This window comes from Roseovarius litorisediminis, assembly GCF_900172295.1.
In the GTDB taxonomy this organism is placed as follows: Bacteria; Pseudomonadota; Alphaproteobacteria; order Rhodobacterales; family Rhodobacteraceae; genus Roseovarius; species Roseovarius litorisediminis.
The window spans coordinates 284,530-303,170 of record NZ_FWFL01000002.1; the positions used below are offsets into that span (position 1 = coordinate 284,530).

At 57.4% G+C, this 18,641-nt stretch carries 19 protein-coding genes and 1 pseudogene; 11 read left to right on the top strand and 9 right to left on the bottom strand.

All coding sequences use genetic code 11. From position 1 onward, the window contains the following. The first annotated feature begins 48 nt into the window (after window positions 1-48). Window positions 49-1,050, top strand: coding sequence for a polyprenyl synthetase family protein (locus PEL8287_RS04750; RefSeq protein ID WP_085891206.1), 1,002 nt, complete (start codon window positions 49-51; stop codon window positions 1,048-1,050). Here PEL8287_RS04750 and PEL8287_RS04755 read toward each other — a convergent pair. From PEL8287_RS04755 to PEL8287_RS04765, 3 genes are all read right to left on the bottom strand, one after another. Continuing rightward, the gene (locus tag PEL8287_RS04755) at window positions 1,043-1,879 is read right to left on the bottom strand and encodes a 4-(cytidine 5'-diphospho)-2-C-methyl-D-erythritol kinase (RefSeq protein WP_085891207.1); all 837 of its coding nucleotides are present in this window, start codon (window positions 1,877-1,879) and stop codon (window positions 1,043-1,045) included. The two genes, PEL8287_RS04750 and PEL8287_RS04755, sit on opposite strands and share 8 nt — an antisense overlap. Next, a complete protein-coding gene (locus tag PEL8287_RS04760) occupies window positions 1,866-3,581 on the bottom strand; it encodes a tetratricopeptide repeat protein (protein WP_306372174.1) in 1,716 nt (571 codons plus the stop codon). The genes PEL8287_RS04755 and PEL8287_RS04760 overlap by 14 nt, the downstream gene beginning before the upstream one ends. A 109-nt stretch (window positions 3,582-3,690) precedes the next feature. Then, the gene (locus tag PEL8287_RS04765) at window positions 3,691-5,337 is read right to left on the bottom strand and encodes an electron transfer flavoprotein-ubiquinone oxidoreductase (protein WP_085891208.1); all 1,647 of its coding nucleotides are present in this window, start codon (window positions 5,335-5,337) and stop codon (window positions 3,691-3,693) included. Window positions 5,338-5,611: 274 nt separating this feature from the next. On the opposite strand from PEL8287_RS04765, the gene greA reads away from it, so the two are divergent. From greA to PEL8287_RS04815, 10 genes are all read left to right on the top strand, one after another. Continuing rightward, a complete protein-coding gene (greA, locus tag PEL8287_RS04770; RefSeq protein WP_085891209.1) occupies window positions 5,612-6,082 on the top strand; it encodes a transcription elongation factor GreA in 471 nt (156 codons plus the stop codon). Window positions 6,083-6,094: 12 nt separating this feature from the next. Further along, window positions 6,095-7,114, top strand: a complete 1,020-nt coding sequence (locus PEL8287_RS04775; RefSeq protein WP_085891210.1) for a hypothetical protein — start codon at window positions 6,095-6,097, stop codon at window positions 7,112-7,114. 88 nt (window positions 7,115-7,202) lie between these two features. After that, a complete protein-coding gene (locus tag PEL8287_RS04780; RefSeq protein WP_085891211.1) occupies window positions 7,203-7,658 on the top strand; it encodes a universal stress protein in 456 nt (151 codons plus the stop codon). Window positions 7,659-7,835: 177 nt separating this feature from the next. Further along, window positions 7,836-8,471, top strand: coding sequence for a hypothetical protein (locus PEL8287_RS04785; RefSeq protein WP_085891212.1), 636 nt, complete (start codon window positions 7,836-7,838; stop codon window positions 8,469-8,471). A gap of 148 nt (window positions 8,472-8,619) precedes the next feature. Continuing rightward, window positions 8,620-9,183, top strand: coding sequence for a NifU family protein (locus PEL8287_RS04790; RefSeq protein ID WP_085891213.1), 564 nt, complete (start codon window positions 8,620-8,622; stop codon window positions 9,181-9,183). Further along, window positions 9,173-9,772: a tRNA (adenosine(37)-N6)-threonylcarbamoyltransferase complex dimerization subunit type 1 TsaB gene (tsaB, locus tag PEL8287_RS04795; RefSeq protein ID WP_085891214.1), complete on the top strand. Its 600-nt coding sequence runs from the start codon at window positions 9,173-9,175 to the stop codon at window positions 9,770-9,772. Before PEL8287_RS04790 ends, tsaB begins: the two co-directional genes overlap by 11 nt. After that, window positions 9,762-10,217, top strand: coding sequence for a GNAT family N-acetyltransferase (locus tag PEL8287_RS04800; protein ID WP_085891215.1), 456 nt, complete (start codon window positions 9,762-9,764; stop codon window positions 10,215-10,217). The genes tsaB and PEL8287_RS04800 overlap by 11 nt, the downstream gene beginning before the upstream one ends. A gap of 64 nt (window positions 10,218-10,281) precedes the next feature. Beyond that, entirely contained in the window at window positions 10,282-10,917 is a 636-nt protein-coding gene (locus PEL8287_RS04805) for a LysE family translocator (RefSeq protein ID WP_085891216.1), read from the top strand. Between the two features lie 158 nt (window positions 10,918-11,075). Then, a complete protein-coding gene (locus tag PEL8287_RS04810; protein ID WP_085891217.1) occupies window positions 11,076-11,990 on the top strand; it encodes a sulfite exporter TauE/SafE family protein in 915 nt (304 codons plus the stop codon). A gap of 3 nt (window positions 11,991-11,993) precedes the next feature. Then, complete coding sequence (locus PEL8287_RS04815) at window positions 11,994-12,755, top strand: TIGR02186 family protein (protein ID WP_085891218.1); 762 nt, start codon at window positions 11,994-11,996, stop codon at window positions 12,753-12,755. Window positions 12,756-12,964: 209 nt separating this feature from the next. Here the strand turns inward: PEL8287_RS04815 and PEL8287_RS04820 are convergent, their stop codons facing one another. The 6 genes and pseudogenes from PEL8287_RS04820 to ccrA all read right to left on the bottom strand — a co-directional run bounded on the left by PEL8287_RS04820 (window position 12,965) and on the right by ccrA (window position 18,504). Next, window positions 12,965-13,699, bottom strand: coding sequence for an SDR family oxidoreductase (locus tag PEL8287_RS04820; RefSeq protein ID WP_085891219.1), 735 nt, complete (start codon window positions 13,697-13,699; stop codon window positions 12,965-12,967). Further along, on the bottom strand, window positions 13,696-15,219 hold the full coding sequence (locus tag PEL8287_RS04825) for an AAA family ATPase (protein WP_085891220.1): 1,524 nt from the start codon (window positions 15,217-15,219) through the stop codon (window positions 13,696-13,698). The genes PEL8287_RS04820 and PEL8287_RS04825 overlap by 4 nt, the downstream gene beginning before the upstream one ends. 90 nt (window positions 15,220-15,309) lie before the next feature. Next, a pseudogene (locus PEL8287_RS04830) lies at window positions 15,310-15,945 on the bottom strand (acyl-homoserine-lactone synthase). A gap of 185 nt (window positions 15,946-16,130) precedes the next feature. Further along, a complete protein-coding gene (locus PEL8287_RS04835; RefSeq protein ID WP_085891221.1) occupies window positions 16,131-16,856 on the bottom strand; it encodes a helix-turn-helix transcriptional regulator in 726 nt (241 codons plus the stop codon). Further along, window positions 16,795-17,004 carry a hypothetical protein gene (locus PEL8287_RS04840; protein WP_085891222.1) on the bottom strand — a complete coding sequence of 70 codons (210 nt, stop codon included), beginning with the start codon at window positions 17,002-17,004 and terminating at the stop codon, window positions 16,795-16,797. Before PEL8287_RS04840 ends, PEL8287_RS04835 begins: the two co-directional genes overlap by 62 nt. Before the next feature lie 213 nt (window positions 17,005-17,217). Continuing rightward, window positions 17,218-18,504: a crotonyl-CoA carboxylase/reductase gene (ccrA, locus tag PEL8287_RS04845; RefSeq protein WP_085891223.1), complete on the bottom strand. Its 1,287-nt coding sequence runs from the start codon at window positions 18,502-18,504 to the stop codon at window positions 17,218-17,220. Window positions 18,505-18,641 lie beyond the last annotated feature (137 nt).

Below are 18,641 nucleotides of genomic sequence, written 5' to 3' on the forward strand. Positions count from 1 at the left end.
ACTTAAGGGCACCGCCCGCTGATTGTCGAGCGGTGAAACAGGAGTGTGATGGGATTGGACGAGGCCGCAACCAAACCGCATGAACAACTTGCCGCGCATCTGACGGCCAAGCTGGATGCGGTGAACGAGTTGATCCGCAAGCGTATGGCCTCGCGCCACGCACCGCGAATCCCGGAAGTCACCGCCCATCTGGTCGAGGCCGGCGGCAAACGCCTGCGTCCGATGCTGACACTGGCCGCCGCCGACATGTGTGGTTATGGCGGCGAATTTGACGTGCATCTGGCTGCCACTGTTGAATTCATTCACACTGCAACCCTGCTGCATGACGACGTGGTAGACGAAAGTGCGCAACGCCGCGGGCGCCCCACCGCAAACCTGCTGTGGGACAACAAATCAAGCGTTCTGGTGGGTGATTATCTATTCTCGCGTGCCTTTCAATTGATGGTCGAAACCGGTTCGTTGCGGGTGCTCGACATTCTTGCCAATGCCTCGGCCACGATTGCCGAAGGCGAGGTGTTGCAACTGACCGCCGCGCGTGACCTGTCGACAACCGAGGCGATTTATCTTCAGATCGTGCGTGGCAAGACCGCCGCGCTGTTTTCGGCCGCAACCGAGGTCGGTGGCGTCATTGCCAGTGCGCCCGAGACACAGGTCAGGGCGCTTTATGAATATGGCGATGCGCTTGGGATCGCGTTTCAGATTGTCGATGACTTATTGGATTATCAGGGCGACATGTCGGTCACCGGCAAGAACGTGGGCGACGATTTTCGCGAACGCAAGCTGACGCTGCCGGTGATCAAGGCCATAGCTGCCGCCGATGACGACGAGCGCGCGTTCTGGCGCCGGACAATCGAAAAGGGCGATCAGCGCGATGGCGATCTGGACCATGCCATGGCGCTGCTGAACGCGCATGACACCCTGAGCCAGACCCGGCAGGATGCGCTTGCATGGGCTGAAAAGGCAAAATCGGCGCTTGCCGCAATGCCAGAGCATTCATTGCGTACAATGCTGATTGATCTGGCCGATTACGTGGTCGCGCGGATCAGCTGACGCTGTTCAGACGGGTGGCTGCCACCCACCAACCCGGATAGGTTTCTTGCAGGCGACCGGCTGCCGAGGCAGCGGTTTCAGCACCTGTATAAAGCCCGAAACATGTCGCCCCCGAGCCCGACATTCGCGCCAGCAAACAGCCCGGCGTCACCTCAAGGATACGAAAAACCTGTTCAATCGCGGGTTCCGCAGCGATTGCAGGCTCTTGCAGATCGTTACGCTGTGTTGCCAGCCATTGGATCAGCTCGGCGGCTGTCACCCCTGTTGGCAGCCCCCGTGGCATCGGGGGGTTTTCGTGGTTTTCCACACGCTCAAAGATGCGGGCTGTGGGGACTGGCAACATTGGATTGACTAGCACTGCATGCAGCATGGGCAGGCCCGGTACAGAAATGACTCTATCGCCAATGCCCTGCATCCGGGCAGCCCCCTGCGCCAGACAAACAGGCACATCGGCGCCAAGCGACAGCACATTATCCGGTACCGGCTGACCAGAAAGCAAGGATAGCGCCCTGAGGGTTGCGGCTGCATCACTGGAGCCGCCACCGATCCCGGCGGCATTCGGCAGGAATTTTTTCAATCTGATATCCGCCGAAATACCCATCAGCTCGGCGGCTTTCACCACCAGATTACTAGAATCTGCGGGAACACCAGCGGCCATCGGGCCGGTGACCTTTAGGCGGGTAACATCCGATTGGGTAACGCTGATGCGATCGCCGACATCGGCGAACATCACCAGCGAATCAAGCATGTGATACCCGTCATCGCGCCGTCCCGTGACATGCAGCGTGAGGTTAACCTTGGCCGGGGCGAATGCTTTAATCGGTTTCATTGGCCACTTTCAGCGGCTCGGATCCTTCTTCGGACAAGACAACATCCAAACCGACCTCAAGCTTGCGGCGGATGCGATCGGGATCGGCATCACTTGTCGTGCTGCCCTTCTCTACAAACGACAGGGCGCGCTTCCATTGGAACCGGGCCTCGTTATAGCGGCCAACGGCCCACAGCACGTCACCCAGATGATCGTTGACCACAGGGTCAACGGGTTCAAGCTCGGCGGCGTGTTCCATATGGCCGATCGCCTCTTCGTAACGGCCCAGCCGATACAGCACCCAGCCCAGTGAATCCACGATATAGCCGCTGTCAGGGCGGGCTTTGACGGCGCGTTCGATCATGTTCAGGGCTTCGTCCAGATTGACCTGCTTTTCGACCATCGTATAGCCAAGGTAATTCAGCACCTGTGGCTGATCGGGTTTCAGTTCAAGCGCCTTGCGGAAATCAATTTCGGCTTTTTTCCAATCATCCAGCCGTTCGTGGCTGATTCCGCGCGTATAATGCACAAACCACTGATCGGTGTCGCGTTCGGCATATAGCGCAAGCGCCCGGTCATAGGCCTTCACCGCATCGCCAAACCGTTCCAGCTGACGGTAAAGATCGCCCGCAGCCACATGGACCATCGGCAGATCAGGGTGAGTTTCTGCCAGTCGCTCCAGGACTTCTATCGCAGCATCGGTTTTACCGGAACGGCGCAGCGCGTCACTGCGGCCAAGTTCGGCTGCGTGAAACGACGGGTGGTCGCGCGGGACGCGTTTATAGGCCTCGGTGGCCAGTTCGTAGCGTTCCAGCCCCTCAAGCAGTTCGGCTGACATGATGATCGCATCAATATGATCGGGCTTTAGAAATTCCGCAATACGGGCATAAAGCAGAACGTAATCCTCGCCTGTTTCGCTCATCAGGGCCTGACCCAGCGAAAAGAACACCTCGGCGATGCCATCTTGTGAATTGTGCACCAAGGCAAAAGGCACCCGTTCGCCGCTCGACAATGCGGCTCGCAACTGGGCAATCTCGGGGTCAAGATCGGTGCCAAATGTGTCGTCGATCAGTGCGACGGCTTCGGTGTCGCGCTCCAACTGACTGAGAATCTGCGCCCATGCAATGATGCCGCGACGGGTGCGTTGCAGCGGGCCATCAGATTTGCCCGAAAAAATCTTGTCGGAGCCTTCAAAATCCCCGACCGAGGCAAGGGCAAGTGCCTTGTGGTAGATCGCAAAGGCGTGCAAGCCGGGCTCTGTGGCAACCTTGTCAAACTCGGCCAGCGCCTTGGTCATGTCGCCCTTGCCGAGGTAGGTCCAGGCCCTGATCAGACCGTCACCCAATGCACCCATGCCACGCCCGTCCTTGAGCCGCGCCAGAATATCGTCATGCGCTTCGCGGATTGCTGCATCGGCAATAAGTGCCATCGACGCAACCTGACTGCGCAAGCCGTCAGCTTCGATTTTGCGGGCAATTGGTACCGCCCGGTCCACGCGCCCCAGTGCCACATGGGCTACAACCGCGTTTTCAAGGATGGCCGGGTTGGACGGATCCTGCGTTAGCGCACGGGTGAAATATTGGGCGGCGGCGGCAAAATCTTTGTCATACCGGGCCTGACGTGCAGCCAGATAGGCGCCTGTAGCCTCGCCTGCGACCGCAGGCGGGGCCATCATAGACAGAACAGTGGCAATGACAAACGCTGGAAGGATTCGGATTTTCACGCGGGCCTGCCTTTGGTTATGGGTTTCGGCGCAAGGTAATATGCAAGCGGGCCCAAAGCAATGCGGGGCGGCTGATTTGCCGCCCCGTGCGCAAGTTTTCACAACAAGGTTACATATTCGGATAGTTTGGCCCGTCGCCGCCCTGCGGGGTGACCCAGGTGATGTTCTGGCTGGGGTCCTTGATATCGCAGGTCTTGCAGTGGACGCAGTTCTGGAAGTTGATCACAAACTCGGGGCTTCCGTCCTTTTCCACCACCTCGTACACGCCTGCCGGGCAATAGCGCTGCGCAGGTTCGGCATAGGTTGGCAGGTTCACGCCAATCGGTACGCTGGCGTCTTTCAGTCGCAGATGCGCGGGCTGGCTTTCTTCGTGGTTGGTCATCGAAAAGCTGACATTGGTAAGGCGGTCAAATGACAGTTTGCCATCGGGTTTGGGATACTCGATCGGCTTGTGCTTGTCCGCGGGTTCGGTCGCGGCGGCGTCGGTCTTACCATGCTTGACCGTGCCCAGCAGGCTGAAGCCAAATGTGTTGGTCCACATGTCGAACCCGCCCACGGTAAGCGACGCCAGCAGCCCGTACTTCGACCAAAGCGGCTTGACGTTGCGCACTTTTTTCAGGTCTTTACCAATGGCCCCTGTGCGAACCTCGTTCTCGTAATCAGTCAGCTCGTCACTGGCGCGACCCGCCTCAAGCGCCGCGTGCGCGGCCTCGGCTGCGGCTTTGCCCGACAGCATGGCGTTGTGGTTACCCTTGATGCGCGGCACGTTGACCATGCCCACCGAACAGCCCAAAAGCGCGACGCCCGGCGCCACCATCTTGGGCATCGACTGGTACCCGCCCTCGGTGATGGCCCGCGCGCCATAGGCCACACGCTTGCCGCCTTTCAGCAGCTCGGCCACCATCGGGTGATGCTTGAAGCGCTGGAATTCCATGTAAGGGAACAGATGCGGGTTTTTGTAGTTCAGATGCACCACAAAACCGATATATACCTGATTGTTCTCAAGGTGATAGATGAACGACCCGCCGCCCGCATTGCTGCCCAAGGGCCAGCCCATGGTGTGGGTTACAGTGCCTTCGCGGTGTTTGTCGGGGTCGATCTCCCAGATTTCCTTCATGCCAAGGCCGAATTTCTGCGGTTCCTTGCCTTTGGAGAGGTCGTATTTGGCGATCACCTCTTTCGACAGGCTGCCGCGCACGCCCTCGGACAGGAACACGTATTTGCCGTGCAACTCCATGCCGGGTTCATAGGACGGGCCGGGAGTTCCGTCGGCGTTTTTGCCGAACTCGCCGGCGACCACGCCTTTGACGCTGCCATCCTCGGCATAAATCAGCTCGGAACAGGCCATGCCGGGGAAAATCTCGATCCCCATTTCTTCGGCCTGTTCGGCCATCCAGCGACAGACATTACCCATCGACACGATGTAATTGCCGTGGTTGTTCATCAAGGGCGGCATCGGAAAATTGGGCACGCGGATTTTACCGGCTTCACCCAACATGTAGAAATTATCCACTTTCACCGGCACATTCAGCGGCGCGCCCTTTTCCTTCCAGTCGGGGATCAGCGCATCCAGACCACAGGGATCAAGCACCGCGCCGGACAGGATATGCGCGCCAACTTCGCTGCCTTTTTCCAGCACCACGATCTCGCGGTCGGGATTAAGCTGTTTCAGGCGGATCGCAGCGCTCAGGCCCGCAGGGCCAGCGCCGACGATCACGACATCGTATTCCATGGCTTCGCGTTCGACGTCGGACATAAGGTGCATCCTTTCCCAAAGGCATCTCCGGCCATGATTGACCGGCAATAATGTTGCGCACGTGGTTACCGTGCCATTTAGCGCAACGTCAATTGGAACACGACGTTAAAACCGGCTGAAAACGGCAATTTTCCACGCAATGAGACAGGATTGCGCCGCATAGTCGCTTCGCCTATTGCAAAGACACCGCCCCTCGGGGCAATCTGGCGCGAATTTTGAAACAGACCTGACGGGCCCGGCCATGGCCGCCCCGCAATTACAGTGGACGACAGGAATGGAAAAGATCCCGATGACACAGGGTGGACATTCGGCACTGGAGGTTGAGCTGAAACAGCTTAAATCCGTCGAGCGGCCCGCCATCATCCGTGCCATCGCCGAGGCGCGCGAACATGGCGATCTGTCCGAAAATGCCGAATATCATTCTGCCAAGGAAAAGCAGTCCTTCATCGAAGGGCGTATCAAGGAAATCGAAGGCATTCTGAGCTTGGCCGAGGTAATTGATCCGACGAAGCTGTCTGGATCAATCAAGTTTGGTGCGACCGTCACATTGGTAGACGAAGACACTGACGAGGAAAAAACCTATCAGATCGTCGGCGAGCACGAAGCGAAAATCGAAAACGGACTCTTGAACATCAGATCACCCATTGCCCGAGCTCTGATCGGCAAAGAAGAGGGTGATAGCGTCGAAGTACGAACGCCGGGTGGCGAGCGATCCTACGAAGTGCTAAAAATCGCCTATATTTAACAGGCTGAAAAAATGTCCGAACGCAAGGCTTTGACCCCAACATCGTTGGGGGTTTACGACAAGATTAAAAATGATCAGATCACCCCGGTCGATGTGATCGCGCTTGCGTTGTCGTTTATCTGGCTTTTGGGCACGGCGATTTTTTTCATCGTCATGATGCCCGGCGATACGGCCGAGGGTTCTGGCGGGGCAATGCAGTTTGTGATGATCCTGCTGGCGGTGTTCATGCCGGTTGCGATGATCTGGGTGGCCGCGATCGCGGCCCGGGCTTCGCGCGTGATGCGTGAAGAAAGCCAGCGCTTGCAAGCGTCCATTGATGCGATTCGCCATGCCTATGTGGCCGAAAGCCAAAGCCGCAACACCGTGACCGAGCCCTCAGTCGCCAAAAAGCTGGATGAAATTGCTGCCGCACAGCGCAAGACCGAAAGCGCACTGGCCACGTTTTCGACCTCGCGAATGCCCGTGCCCGTCCGGCAACCGGCCAAAAAGGTTGAAAATATCGCCACAAGCGATGATCAGGTGGCCCTGCCACTAGGCACTACCGCCGAGGACATGCAGCCGCCACTGGAGCGGCCTGATTTCATCCGGGCGCTGAATTTCCCCGAGACAGCCGAGGACAAAGCCGGGTTTGCCGCATTACGCAAAGCCCTGAAAGATCGCCAGACAGCACAGCTGATTCAGGCCGCGCAGGATGTGCTGACCCTGTTGTCGCATGACGGTATCTATATGGATGACCTGCGCCCCGACATGGCACGCCCCGAAATTTGGCGGCGTTTCGCCGAAGGTGAAAGGGGCCGCCCCATGGCCGCCCTTGGCGGTATTCGCGACAGGACATCGCTGGCGCTGACGTCAGCGCGGATGAAAAAAGACACGATCTTTCGCGATGCTGCGCATCATTTCCTGAGGCTTTACGACAGGATGTTCACGCAATTCGCAGACACTGCCAGTGACGCTGAAATTTCCGAATTGTCCGATACCCGTACGGCTCGCGCCTTTATGCTGTTGGGGCGTGTCGCCGGAACGTTCGACTAGATGTGCCTGCCGCCTTCAGGCGGCAGATTACAAGTATTGCCCCGTGTGGCATTTACCTTCATGATCCCAGGCCGAGGAGAATACAATCATGCGTAAGTTTCTGGTCGTGCTGGACGAAAGCCGCGAATGCCTTAATGCCATGCGGTTTGCCGCCATGCGCGCAGCCCATACTCAGGCCGGGGTTGAAATTCTGGCCGTGATTGCCCCCGAAGAATTCAATCACTGGATCGGTGTCGGTGATCTGATGCGCGAAGAAAGCCGTGAACGGATTCATGCGCATTTCGAGGTGTTCGCAAAATGGATGCGCGACAAACAGGGTATCGATCCCGAACTGGTGATTCGTGAAGGCGAACCTGTTGACGAAATCATGGCACAGGTCATGGAAGACAGCGATATTGGTGTTCTGGTTCTGGGGGCGGGCACCGGTAAAAAGGGCCCAGGCCCGCTTGTGACGCAACTGACCAAAAGCTCGGGCTCATTGCCGATTCCGATCACAATTGTACCCGGCGATCTGTCAAAAGAGCGGCTGGAAGCGATCACCTGATCGCGCAGAACGCGAACCACCTTTGTAACCGCTCCCGTCCTGCCTTACCGGCGTGGCATTGCGCAAAAACCGGTCATTGATGCGCATCAATGCCAAAAGATGAGGTATTTGACAGACTGCGAGCATCTCTTTTGCGCAGCAGACTAGCCGCAAAGGTTCAGAGAAGGGTGAGGGTCGATGCCAAAGATCTTTTTGAACGCTTTATTTTTGCTGGTCAGCCTGATGTTGCCGTCACAAACCCTTGCTGGCCCGGACTATAGCGGCGCCTTGCTTGCGTTTCCGTCTGAGTGCCGCAATCAGTTAAAGGATCGTGGGGGGGTGGTTACCTGTAAGATTCCTTTGCAAGGGGGCACATCAATCAAGATCGATCTGGTTTTCGACAAGTTTACGATCAATGCCTTTGCAAAGCAGATTGGTGTCACACGAGAGAAATTTATCGGAAATCCACGCGGTTACATGCGTGGCGCCCTGAAACATTTTGAGAAGATGGCCGTCAAACAGCGCGATTCGGGGCGCGGAAGGATTCAGATCATAGCCCAGAGCGTACGTCCGGCACGCGCGACAAAGGCGCAACGAGGGTTGGATGAATGCCTGTATTTCATGGAAGACGCTCATGTATCCGAGCGTTCTGGCAAATACCTTGCCCGTGTTGACGTTTCAGGTGTGCGTTGTCTTGGCTTCGATACGGCCTTGGATCGCGTCTGGTATACTTATGTCGAAATCGGTGCGGTACACAAATCCGAAACCCGCGGCCGGTTGCCCAATTTTGATGACTATACCGCCAGGATCTTGCGTAGCCTAAAGCTGAACTGAGGCCCTGAAAGCCCTGACTGTGTATCACGGCTTTGGAGTTGATTTTCTGGGTTCAATACCGATTTTCCCTCCAATCTAGAATAGTTCTAAACCTTGACTTGCCGACCTGAGATGCGCATATCAGAGGCACACGCGAAAGGTGCTGCCCATGTTTATCCAGACAGAATCAACTCCAAACCCTGCGACGCTTAAATTTTTGCCCGGCCAGACCGTGCTTGAGACCGGCACCGCAGATTTTCCAACTTCGGAAGGCGCAGAAAAATCGCCACTGGCAGATCGGATATTCAAGGTCCAAGGTGTGAATGGTGTGTTCTTCGGCAATGATTTTGTGACCGTGACAAAGGCTGACAGCGCCGAATGGGATCATATCAAACCCGCCATCCTGGGCGCGATCATGGAGCATTTCCAGTCCGGCAAGCCGGTGATGATTGGCGAGGCCAGCGCGCCATCCGGCCACGCAGAGCATGACGGCGAAGACAGCGAGATTGTTGGCCAGATCAAGGAACTTCTGGATACGCGCGTACGCCCGGCCGTGGCACAGGATGGGGGCGACATAACCTTTCACGGATTTGATCGCGGCGTGGTTTATCTGCATATGCAGGGGGCCTGCGCCGGCTGCCCCTCGTCCACGATCACCCTTAAGATGGGCATCGAGAACCTGTTGCGCCACTACATCCCCGAAGTGACCGAGGTACGCCCTGTTGGTGTCTGAGCCTCTGGTTCTGGGGTTTGATACATCGGCCGCGCATTGCGCGGCCGCTTTGTTGCGTGGAAATGTGATTTTGTCGTCAGTTGCCGAAGACATGGGGCGTGGTCAGGCCGAACGGCTGTTTCCGCTGCTAGAAGAGGTGCTTGGCGACAACGGTGCAAACTGGTCGGATCTGGATCGGATCGGTGTCGGTATCGGGCCCGGCAATTTTACCGGCATCCGAATCTCGGTGTCTGCTGCACGCGGGTTGGCGCTTTCTCTGGGCATCCAGGCTGTGGGCGTAAGCACGTTTGATGCAATTGCCAAAGACCATGCCTTCCCCCATCTTCCGGCCATTCCGGCCCCTCGGGATCAATTTTACATCCGGCATCAGGGGCAGGCACCAGTGCTGGCCACCCGGGAGGCAGCGACCAGCGCTGCAGCGCCTCTGATTGGGCCACCACAACCCGCCAGGCTGGCCGCGCTGATCGCCCTGATCTCATCCCAGACGCCTCAGGATGGCATTGCCGCCGCCGCGCCGCTTTATATCAAACCGGCTGATGCAGCCCCCGCGCGTGACCAGCCGCCAAAGATTCTGGACAATGACGCCTGAGCAGATGGCCCACCTGCATGCCCGGGCTTTCGCCAGCCTTGGCAGGGCCTGGTCTGCGTCAGAGTTCGCCGATCTGCTGGAAAGCCCGCTGTGCTTTGGGGTGGGCGACGCGCGGGCATTTGCCCTGGGCCGCGTTATCGGCGACGACGCTGAACTGCTGACACTGGCAACGGACCCTGATCACCGTCGCCTTGGCCTGGCACGGGCCCGGTTGACTGCCTATGAAACGACGGCCGCAGAACGTGGCGCCACCCGAACGTTTCTTGAAGTTGCCCAAAATAACGCGGCCGCGCTGGCCCTGTACCTGGCGGCGGGCTACACCGAAACGGCCAGGCGGAAAAACTATTATCAGACACCGGACAATAGCAGGGTAGATGCGCTGATTCTGCAAAAGCAGCTTGGCGAAAACGCATCACACATAGTTCGTTCAGAAGCGAAGCGTTAAATCTGGACAGAACAGGAAATCTGCGGCTTGATATAGGCGCACCCCTGATAGCAAATAAATTAAAATGACCGATCTTTCCCTCTTCCTTCCCGGATTCATCGCTGCTTACACGATCCTTCTGGTGGGGGCGTCATCGCCGGGCCCCTCGGTGGCCATGCTGATCGGAATTGCCACATCGCAAGGCAGGGTGCCTGCGCTGGCCGCCACACTGGGCATCGCCGTGGGCAGTACGACCATCAATCTTCTTACCATGCTGGGCGTTGGGCTGCTGTTGTCGCAGGCTGCATGGGCAATAAGCCTGCTGCGCCTGATCGGGGCCGCCTATCTGCTGTACCTGGCATGTGGTGCGTTCCGCAAGGCGCTGAATCCCCCGGTCTTGCAGCCGGTCACGGGCAAGAGGCGCGCGGCGGGGAAACATTTCATGGCCGGATATTTGTTGCAGATCACCAACCCCAAAGCGATTGCCTTCTGGCTGGCCATCGCTTCGGTCGGCGCAACCGACGGGGCCGGGACGGGTATCGTCGCGATCTTCATTGCTGGGGCCTTCCTGATCTCATTCATCTGCCATGGCGCGTGGGCGATGGCCCTGTCAGCCCACCCCGTGCGCCTTGCCTATAGCGCTGGACGGCGCTGGATCGAATTGACATTGGGCGCGTTTTTCACCTTTGCCGCCTACAAACTGGCCACATCCGAAAACTGAACGACCACTGTCTGCACTGCGATATTCTGCTGAATCCGCCCCAAAGACCTTCAGAGTTCGCGAATATTAAGTCCAGATTTGATGAATTGATCAGGCCTGCGGCATTTCACCCCTGCTGATCTCTTGCAATTCGCGCGGAACTGGGGGTAGGACGGACCATGCAGATTTACCTTCCCATAGCCGAAGTTTCGGTTAACGCGTTCCTGCTCTTGGGGCTGGGTGGATTGGTTGGCATATTGTCCGGCATGTTCGGTGTTGGTGGCGGCTTTCTGATGACGCCACTTTTGTTTTTCATCGGTATTCCCCCGGCCGTGGCTGTGGCCACCGAGGCGAACCAGATTGTTGCCTCGTCGTTTTCGGGTGTTCTCGCACATTTCAGGCGAAAAACCGTAGACTTGAAAATGGGTACGGTGTTGCTGATCGGTGGTCTGCTCGGCGCGGCCGTTGGCGTGGTGTTATTCAACTACCTCAAGGCGTTGGGCCAGGTCGATCTTCTGGTCAAGCTTTGCTATGTGGTCTTTCTGGGCGTCATCGGCGGCATGATGTTCATCGAAAGCCTGAACGCGATTCGCAACACGAAAAAAGGCAAGGCGCCCAAACGCAAAAAGCATAACTGGATTCACGGGCTGCCGTTCAAGGTACGCTTCCGCACGTCGGGGCTTTACATCAGCGTCATCCCCCCACTGATCGTGGGGGTCTGTGTTGGCATTCTGGCGGCAATCATGGGTGTCGGCGGTGGCTTTATCATGGTGCCCGCGATGATCTATCTGCTGGGAATGCCCACCAAGGTGGTTGTCGGCACATCGCTGTTTCAGATTATCTTTGTGACCGCCTTTACCACCATGCTGCACGCCACGACGAACTATACCGTGGATATCGCGCTGGCGGTTCTGTTGCTGGTCGGTGGCGTGGTCGGTGCGCAGATCGGCACGCGGATCGGCGTCAAGATGAAGGCCGAACAGCTACGCATCCTGCTGGCCATGATGGTGCTGGCTGTCTGTTTCAAACTGGGCCTTGATCTTCTTCTTATGCCGTCCGAGCTTTATTCGCTTGGCAAAAGCGGGGGGCATTAGACCATGCTCCGCTGGATTGCATTGCTATGTCTTCTGGCCCTGCCGGCAAGCGCCGCAGAAGAGGTGGTGCTTGGTCTCAGCCAGGACAAGGTCGCCATCACGGCCAATTTCGACGGCTCTGATATTCTGATTTTTGGCGCGGTAAAACGCGAACAACCAATTCCGACCGACGAACCGCTTGAGGTGATCGTAACTGTCTCGGGACCGGATCATCCGGTGATGGTGCGCCGCAAGGAAAAGAAATTCGGAATCTGGGTGAATGTTGACAGCGTCCTGGTGGATTCTGCCCCCAGTTTTTATGCGGTGGCCACCAGCAATCCGTTCAAGGACGTCCTGAAAGACGTCGAAGACCTGCGTTACAGGATATCAATCAAACGGGCGATCCGGTCTGTGGGCGCTGCAATGAACATTCGCGGCGCGCAGTCATTCGCCGAGGCCGTTGTGCGTATCCGCAAGGCCAACGGGCTGTATCAAATTCTGGAAAATCAGGTGGTGGTGGATCAGCAGACCCTTTTCCGAACCTCGATTGCGATGCCGTCAAACCTGACCGAAGGCGATTATGCCACACGTATTTTCCTGACCCGTGGCGGCAAGGTGATCTCGGTGTTTGAAACAAACATCGATGTGCGCAAGGTGGGCCTGGAACGCTGGCTGTACAATCTGTCGCGTCAGCAACCGTTCGTGTACGGGCTGATGTCTCTGGCAATTGCGATCATTGCCGGGTGGGGGGCATCAGCAGCATTCCAAATGCTGCGGCGGGGGTAAGTATACTTTCCGAAGGCTGGTTTGAGCCCTTTGCAGAACTGACACCTTGCCCGGACTCAAGGCGCATCGCGCCGCCGGGCAGCGCCTGACCGCCCCATAGGCGGGCGCTTTTGCAACGTTGAACTCCAATAAAATCGTTGGATGTTGGTTGCACGATAAAGCGGCAGCCTTGACCGGATGTGCGCCCTCCCGCGGTCGGGCACCGCCCGTCACCCGCGCCCGATATAGGGCATCTTGGTGGCCATCACCGTCATGAACTGCACATTCGCCTGCGCTGGCATCTGCGCCATGTGCAGGACCGATCGCGCGGCGTCCGCGACATCCATCATCGGCATCAGGTCTGCCTTCGGGTCTTCCGCCAGGATACGCGCATTCAGGTCGTCCACCAGTTCGGTGCGCGCATTGCCGATGTCGATCTGTCCGCAGGCGATTTCAAACGCGCGCCCGTCCAGTGACAGGCTGCGGGTCATGCCGGTGATCGCGTGTTTGCTGGTGGTGTAACAAATCGATCCGGGGCGCGGGTTATGTGCCGACAATGATCCGTTGTTTATGATCCGCCCGCCTTGTGGGTCTTGCCGACGCATCTGCGCAAAGGCCAGCCGTGCGGCGATGAACATGCCGCGGACATTGACATTGATCACCTGATCAAAGGCATCGATCTCAACCTCATCAATCGGGGCGGAGGGGCCGAACATGCCCGCGTTATTGAACAGCACATCCAAACGGCCCGCATGGGCCACGAAGCTGTCAAAGACAGCCTGCATCGCGCCCGCATCAGTCACATCACATGGCAGGGCCATGGCGTTGTCGTGGGCCTGCGCCAGATCCTGCAAAACCTCAGCACGTCGTGCAATCAGTCCAACGCGCCAGCCCGCCTGAAGAAATTCAAGCGCGGTCGCCCGGCCTATACCCGAGCTTGCCCCGGTGATCAGAATAGATTTCATGCCTCAACCTCCAGTTCCAGCGGCACAGGGGCCACGCGCAGATCGTCCACCCGCAATGGCCCTGTGGGTTTTGACAGCCGGTTGCGCACCACCCAGTGCAGGCGTTCCTCGGCCCGGGTGATGGCAACATAAGCCAGCCGTTTCCACAGGGGTTGACCGGCCTCGGTCCGGCCCATTTTCGAGGCAACATAAATGTCGGGTGCAAAGACCTGCACATCGCGCCATTGACTGCCCTGTGCCTTGTGGATGGTCACCGCTGATCCGTGCAGAAAGGTCGCCCCCATGCGCGCGGCGAAAGGAATGAACGGCTCTTCCTCATCCGGTTTTTCAATCTTCACGATACTGGCAGCGCTCACCTGTGGGTCCTCGGCGCCCATCACATGCAACCGCGAAAACCCCGGCTTGCGCCCGGGGCCCAGATAGATCACCTGCGCGCCCTTGATCAGCCCGCGCGCCTCAAGATCCAGCCGTTTCTTGCGGTGTTTCAGCGGCAGTTCGATCCCGTCGCAGATCAGAGGCTCGCCTTCAACCAATTCGGTATCCGGGGCGCCGTGCACCGCGCGAAAGGCCGTGATCAGGCGGATTCGGGTTGCATTGCGCCAGACAAGGACCGGGCTGCGCGCCATCAGGTCCACCTCAACCCGCTGGGCCCAGACAACCCTTTCATCGCGTTTTGCCGCATCTTCGATCATGCGTTCGAAATCGTGAAATTCCAGCGCAGGATCGGCCAGTGCATGGGCTAGATCAAGGATCGGGTTGTCGGCATCCTGCCGGTGCACACGGTGCAATTCCAGCTTGGCGGCCGAAGGCAGGTCGTCAAACACCATCGAGCCTGATTGCTTGACCGGCGCCAATTGCGCAGGGTCGCCAAACAGCAGCAGTGTCGGGAAAATTTCTTTGAGGTCTTCAAACTGCTTGTCATCCAGCATGCTGGATTCATCGACAAAACCCACATCCAGTGGTTCTTCGCGGCGTTTCCAGCCGGTGATGAAATCCGATCCGCGCAAGCCTGCCACGGCCAGCGCGCCGGGGATGGATTTGTTGGTCTGATAGAACGCCAGTGCCCGATCCAGCGCCACGTCGGTCAGCCCCTCGATCTCGGGGCGTTCACCATGGCCGGCCAGCCATTCGGCGACCTTTTCATATTCGGGGTCATAGACCGGGGTGTAAAGAATGCGGTGGATCGTGGTGGCCGGCACACCGCGCATCCTCAATACACTGGCCGCCTTGTTGGTTGGCGCAAGAATGGCAAGGGTTCTCCGGTCGCGTCGCCGCTTGCCCTCGTAATCGCCGGAAACAACATCAACGCCGGCCTCTTCCAGCGCCCTGTAAAGCGCGGCCAGCAAAAGCGTTTTACCTGATCCCGCCTTGCCAATCACCGCCATTACGCTTTGCTTGTCGTCGCGCGGTGGTGTCAGCAACCCCTCGTCCAGATCAATGCCTGCGCCGCGCAGCGCCTCGGCGATACGGTCGTGGGCTTCGGCCTGGTCATCAGAATAGGAAATGGCGGTCGCGGACATTTTTGAACCCTACAACCACGTCCCGTGCTGCACCAGCAAAACCCGGCCCTTTCAGCCTACAATCACGGCGGCGCAAGCCGGGTCAAAGGATCATGCTGATTGCTGAAGCGCCGGTTCGATTGTGCCAAAGCTTCGGCGGAACCAGTGCTCGGATATTTCCGGCGAAAGCCCGGCGCGCAGCGCCACGCGTTGGCGGGCCCCGTTGCTGAATTGCCAAAGGCCGACGCTGATCCGGTCGCGGCCTTCCCCCTAGCTGCCCAGAATCTCAGGCGTTGACCCAAGCAGACGATAAATCCGCTCCATCCGGGCGTCGAAAACGCCGACATAGTGCTTGATTCCAAAACCGCGCATCACTTCGCCGCCTGCCAGCATCAACGCGGCCGCCACATGCGGCCCGGCGTTTCGTGTCAAACAAAATCGGGTACATTCCCAGATCAGCGGGCTGGTGATGCTTTCGCCATCCAGAAGCTGGCTGAAATGGTCATTGACCATGGTCTGACCCGTCGTTGGCAAAAAACGTGCCGATCCGCCATGCGCGCCATCCGTACGCTCCCAGATCACGTAAAGCGGGTTCAGCGTATCATATTCGTCCCGTTCTTCGCCGTTGCAATCAACGCTGACCTCCCAGTTCAGGCGCGTTTTGAACTGATCGGCGCGGTCCCGGAACATGGTATCGCGCAGACGTGGAAAACAGTGCAGATCATCTCCGTAAACATATCGCAGCATCACAGCCCCCTTTTGTTCGATGACCAATGGGAGTAGGCGACTATGGTTAACGGACCTTGGATTTAGCGTGCGTTGCTAAAAATTGTAGGCGTTTTCTGCTGCTCATGCAGTTTGAAATCTGCCTTCTAAAGCTGTTTTCGCCCTTGCATCACACCGCGCCGGGATCAGGGAATTTGACGGGTGCGTCAGATCACAATCAGCCCGCGGCTTAGCGCCCGTGCAACCGCATGCACCGTGTTGATCGCCCCCAGTTTGAACCGGGCGGATTCAATATAGACCCTCAAGGTATGTTCGGAAATGGTCAGTATTTCGGCCACCTGCGCCCGGTTGTATCCCATTGCGATCAGGGTGATGGCATCCACCTCGCGCGGGGACAGGGCTTTGGCTGCTTCCGGTTTGCGGTCAGGTTCGAAATCCAGCGCTTTCTGGTTAAAGTAATGCGCAATCAGGATCAGGTCGCGGCGGTGCCTTTCCGTAAAACTGGCCCAGGTGGCATCGTCACAATTGTGGCTGATTGAAAACAACGCGAATTGCCCGTTTGGCCCGCGCACCGGCACCGAATATCCCTGATTGCCGATACCGTGTTCAATCGCCTCGTGCTGAAACTTTCGGGCAGCTTTGCTGGACCAGTCAAGCTGCTTCCAGTCGACCGGATTGAACCTTTGGTAACAGCCCTGAATAACAGGATCGACACGCAGGTATTCCTGTTCGATATACCTTTGCACCCAGGCCGGCGGATAGGTTCCGCACCCGTACTGATCTCCGGCAGCGCTGACCCAATGATATACCAGATGATCAATTGTGAAATATTCACGCAAATCCTCTGCAACCTGCTGCAGAGCAGATTGTTCAGAGGCGCCTTCCAGATCCTCCAAAATCATGTCCAACCGCAGTGGCGGCGCCGGTTTCATCGCGTGAAAGTCCTTCCCCAGTCAACGCCAGCTCGGTCGCGGCCAGCAACCTGGTATCATCCAGTTGCTCGGCCAGAACATTCATCCCGTTTTTCCGGGCGAATGCCTTTAGATCAGCCAGAACGTCGAGTATCCACTCATTATGCATATTAAGTCTCTTTATGGTAGTTGATAAAGACGTAATACAACTTTAGCACGATATTATTTACTAAAGTATTCACGCTTTTTAACTCCCCCAAAATAGCGAGAGCTTGAAACGCTAACGGCATGACTTTGAACAGAAGTAATTTATTCGATCAAAAAACCCGCGAACAACAGGTTTGTTCGCGGGTTAATGTTACCAGATCGGAAACGGCCTTGATCACTTTGACGCTTCGACCACATCCTCGACCGTGCGCAGCCCGGTCCTAGGGGCCTGTACTAATACCGCCATATTGCCAGGCTTGTGTTCATTGCGCAGCATTTTCAGGTGCGCCTGCGGAATTTCGTCCCACGGAAACACTTCAGACATGCAGGGATCAATCCGACGTTCCACCATCAACCGGTTGGCCGAAGCCGCTTGTTTGAGATGCGCAAAATGCGAACCCTGCAAACGCTTCTGGTGCATCCACATATAACGTACGTCGAAGGTGCAGTTGAAACCGCTGGTCCCCGCACAGATCACCACCATGCCACCTTTTTTGCAGACAAGGCTGGACACGGGGAACGTGGCCTCACCGGGGTGTTCAAACACGATATCGACGTTGTTGCCCTTGCCGGTGATGTCCCAGATCGCCTTGCCGAATTTACGGGCTTCCTTGAACCATGCGGCGTATTCAGGCGTGTTTACGGTGGGCAGTTGACCCCAACATTTGAAATCTTTTCGGTTGATGACACCTTTGGCCCCCAAATCCATCACGAACTGGCGCTTTTCCTCGTCACTGATAACACCGATGGCGTTGCCCCCAGCTGCATTGATGAGTTGGATTGCAAATGATCCCAGGCCACCCGACGCGCCCCAGACCAGCACGTTCTGACCCGGCTTGAGTTCGTGCGGGTGATGTCCGAACAGCATCCGATAGGCAGTGGCCAGCGTCAGCGTATAACAGGCGCTTTCCTCCCAGGTCAGATGCTTGGGGCGGGGCAGCAATTGTTGGGCCTGCACGTTGGTGAACTGGGCAAACGATCCATCTGGGGTTTCATAACCCCAGATGCGCTGGCTGGGCGAGAACATCGGGTCACCGCCGTTGCATTCTTCGTCTTCGCCATCGTCCTGGTTGCAGTGGATAACAACCTCGTCGCCCACTTTCCAGTTTTTCACTTTGTCTCCGATTGCCCAGACAATGCCCGACGCGTCAGAGCCGGCGATGTGATAGTCGGCCCCGTGGCTGTCGAACGGGCTGATCGGGATACCCAGTCCAGCCCAGACACCGTTGTAATTCACGCCCGCTGCCATCACCAGAACCAGTACTTCGTGGCTGTCCAGCACCGGGGTGTCCACCACTTCGACCTGAAAACTCTTGTCAGGTTCACCGTGGCGCTCGCGGCGGATCGCCCATGCGTACATTTGTTTGGGAACATATCCAAGTGGTGGCATTTCACCAACCTCATAGAGGTCTTTCTCAGGCGCATCATAGGGCGCGATGCCGATATCAGAATCCAGTGCCATGAAGGGCCTCCTTTTTGTGTTTTCGCCGCGATGCAGAATCGCCTTATACGGCCTTGAAATACAATCGCGCGCGCAATAATGCAATGCCGTGGGGGTCATTTTTGTAACTTTATAACCGCGCAAGTGCAGAATATTCA

Excerpts from the sequence above, each read along its gene's own strand:
- PEL8287_RS04790 (WP_085891213.1), top strand. The coding sequence starts at position 8,620 with ATGTTTATCCAGACAGAATCAACTCCAAACCCTGCGACGCTTAAATTT.
- PEL8287_RS04815 (WP_085891218.1), top strand. The coding sequence starts at position 11,994 with ATGCTCCGCTGGATTGCATTGCTATGTCTTCTGGCCCTGCCGGCAAGC.
- PEL8287_RS04810 (WP_085891217.1), top strand. The coding sequence starts at position 11,076 with ATGCAGATTTACCTTCCCATAGCCGAAGTTTCGGTTAACGCGTTCCTG.
- PEL8287_RS04835 (WP_085891221.1), bottom strand. The coding sequence starts at position 16,856 with ATGAAACCGGCGCCGCCACTGCGGTTGGACATGATTTTGGAGGATCTG.
- PEL8287_RS04780 (WP_085891211.1), top strand. The coding sequence starts at position 7,203 with ATGCGTAAGTTTCTGGTCGTGCTGGACGAAAGCCGCGAATGCCTTAAT.
- PEL8287_RS04765 (WP_085891208.1), bottom strand. The coding sequence starts at position 5,337 with ATGTCCGACGTCGAACGCGAAGCCATGGAATACGATGTCGTGATCGTC.
- PEL8287_RS04750 (WP_085891206.1), top strand. The coding sequence starts at position 49 with ATGGGATTGGACGAGGCCGCAACCAAACCGCATGAACAACTTGCCGCG.
- PEL8287_RS04840 (WP_085891222.1), bottom strand. The coding sequence starts at position 17,004 with ATGCATAATGAGTGGATACTCGACGTTCTGGCTGATCTAAAGGCATTC.
- PEL8287_RS04800 (WP_085891215.1), top strand. The coding sequence starts at position 9,762 with ATGACGCCTGAGCAGATGGCCCACCTGCATGCCCGGGCTTTCGCCAGC.
- PEL8287_RS04825 (WP_085891220.1), bottom strand. The coding sequence starts at position 15,219 with ATGTCCGCGACCGCCATTTCCTATTCTGATGACCAGGCCGAAGCCCAC.
- PEL8287_RS04775 (WP_085891210.1), top strand. The coding sequence starts at position 6,095 with ATGTCCGAACGCAAGGCTTTGACCCCAACATCGTTGGGGGTTTACGAC.
- PEL8287_RS04755 (WP_085891207.1), bottom strand. The coding sequence starts at position 1,879 with ATGAAACCGATTAAAGCATTCGCCCCGGCCAAGGTTAACCTCACGCTG.
- ccrA (WP_085891223.1), bottom strand. The coding sequence starts at position 18,504 with ATGGCACTGGATTCTGATATCGGCATCGCGCCCTATGATGCGCCTGAG.
- greA (WP_085891209.1), top strand. The coding sequence starts at position 5,612 with ATGGAAAAGATCCCGATGACACAGGGTGGACATTCGGCACTGGAGGTT.
- PEL8287_RS04820 (WP_085891219.1), bottom strand. The coding sequence starts at position 13,699 with ATGAAATCTATTCTGATCACCGGGGCAAGCTCGGGTATAGGCCGGGCG.
- PEL8287_RS04805 (WP_085891216.1), top strand. The coding sequence starts at position 10,282 with ATGACCGATCTTTCCCTCTTCCTTCCCGGATTCATCGCTGCTTACACG.
- PEL8287_RS04785 (WP_085891212.1), top strand. The coding sequence starts at position 7,836 with ATGCCAAAGATCTTTTTGAACGCTTTATTTTTGCTGGTCAGCCTGATG.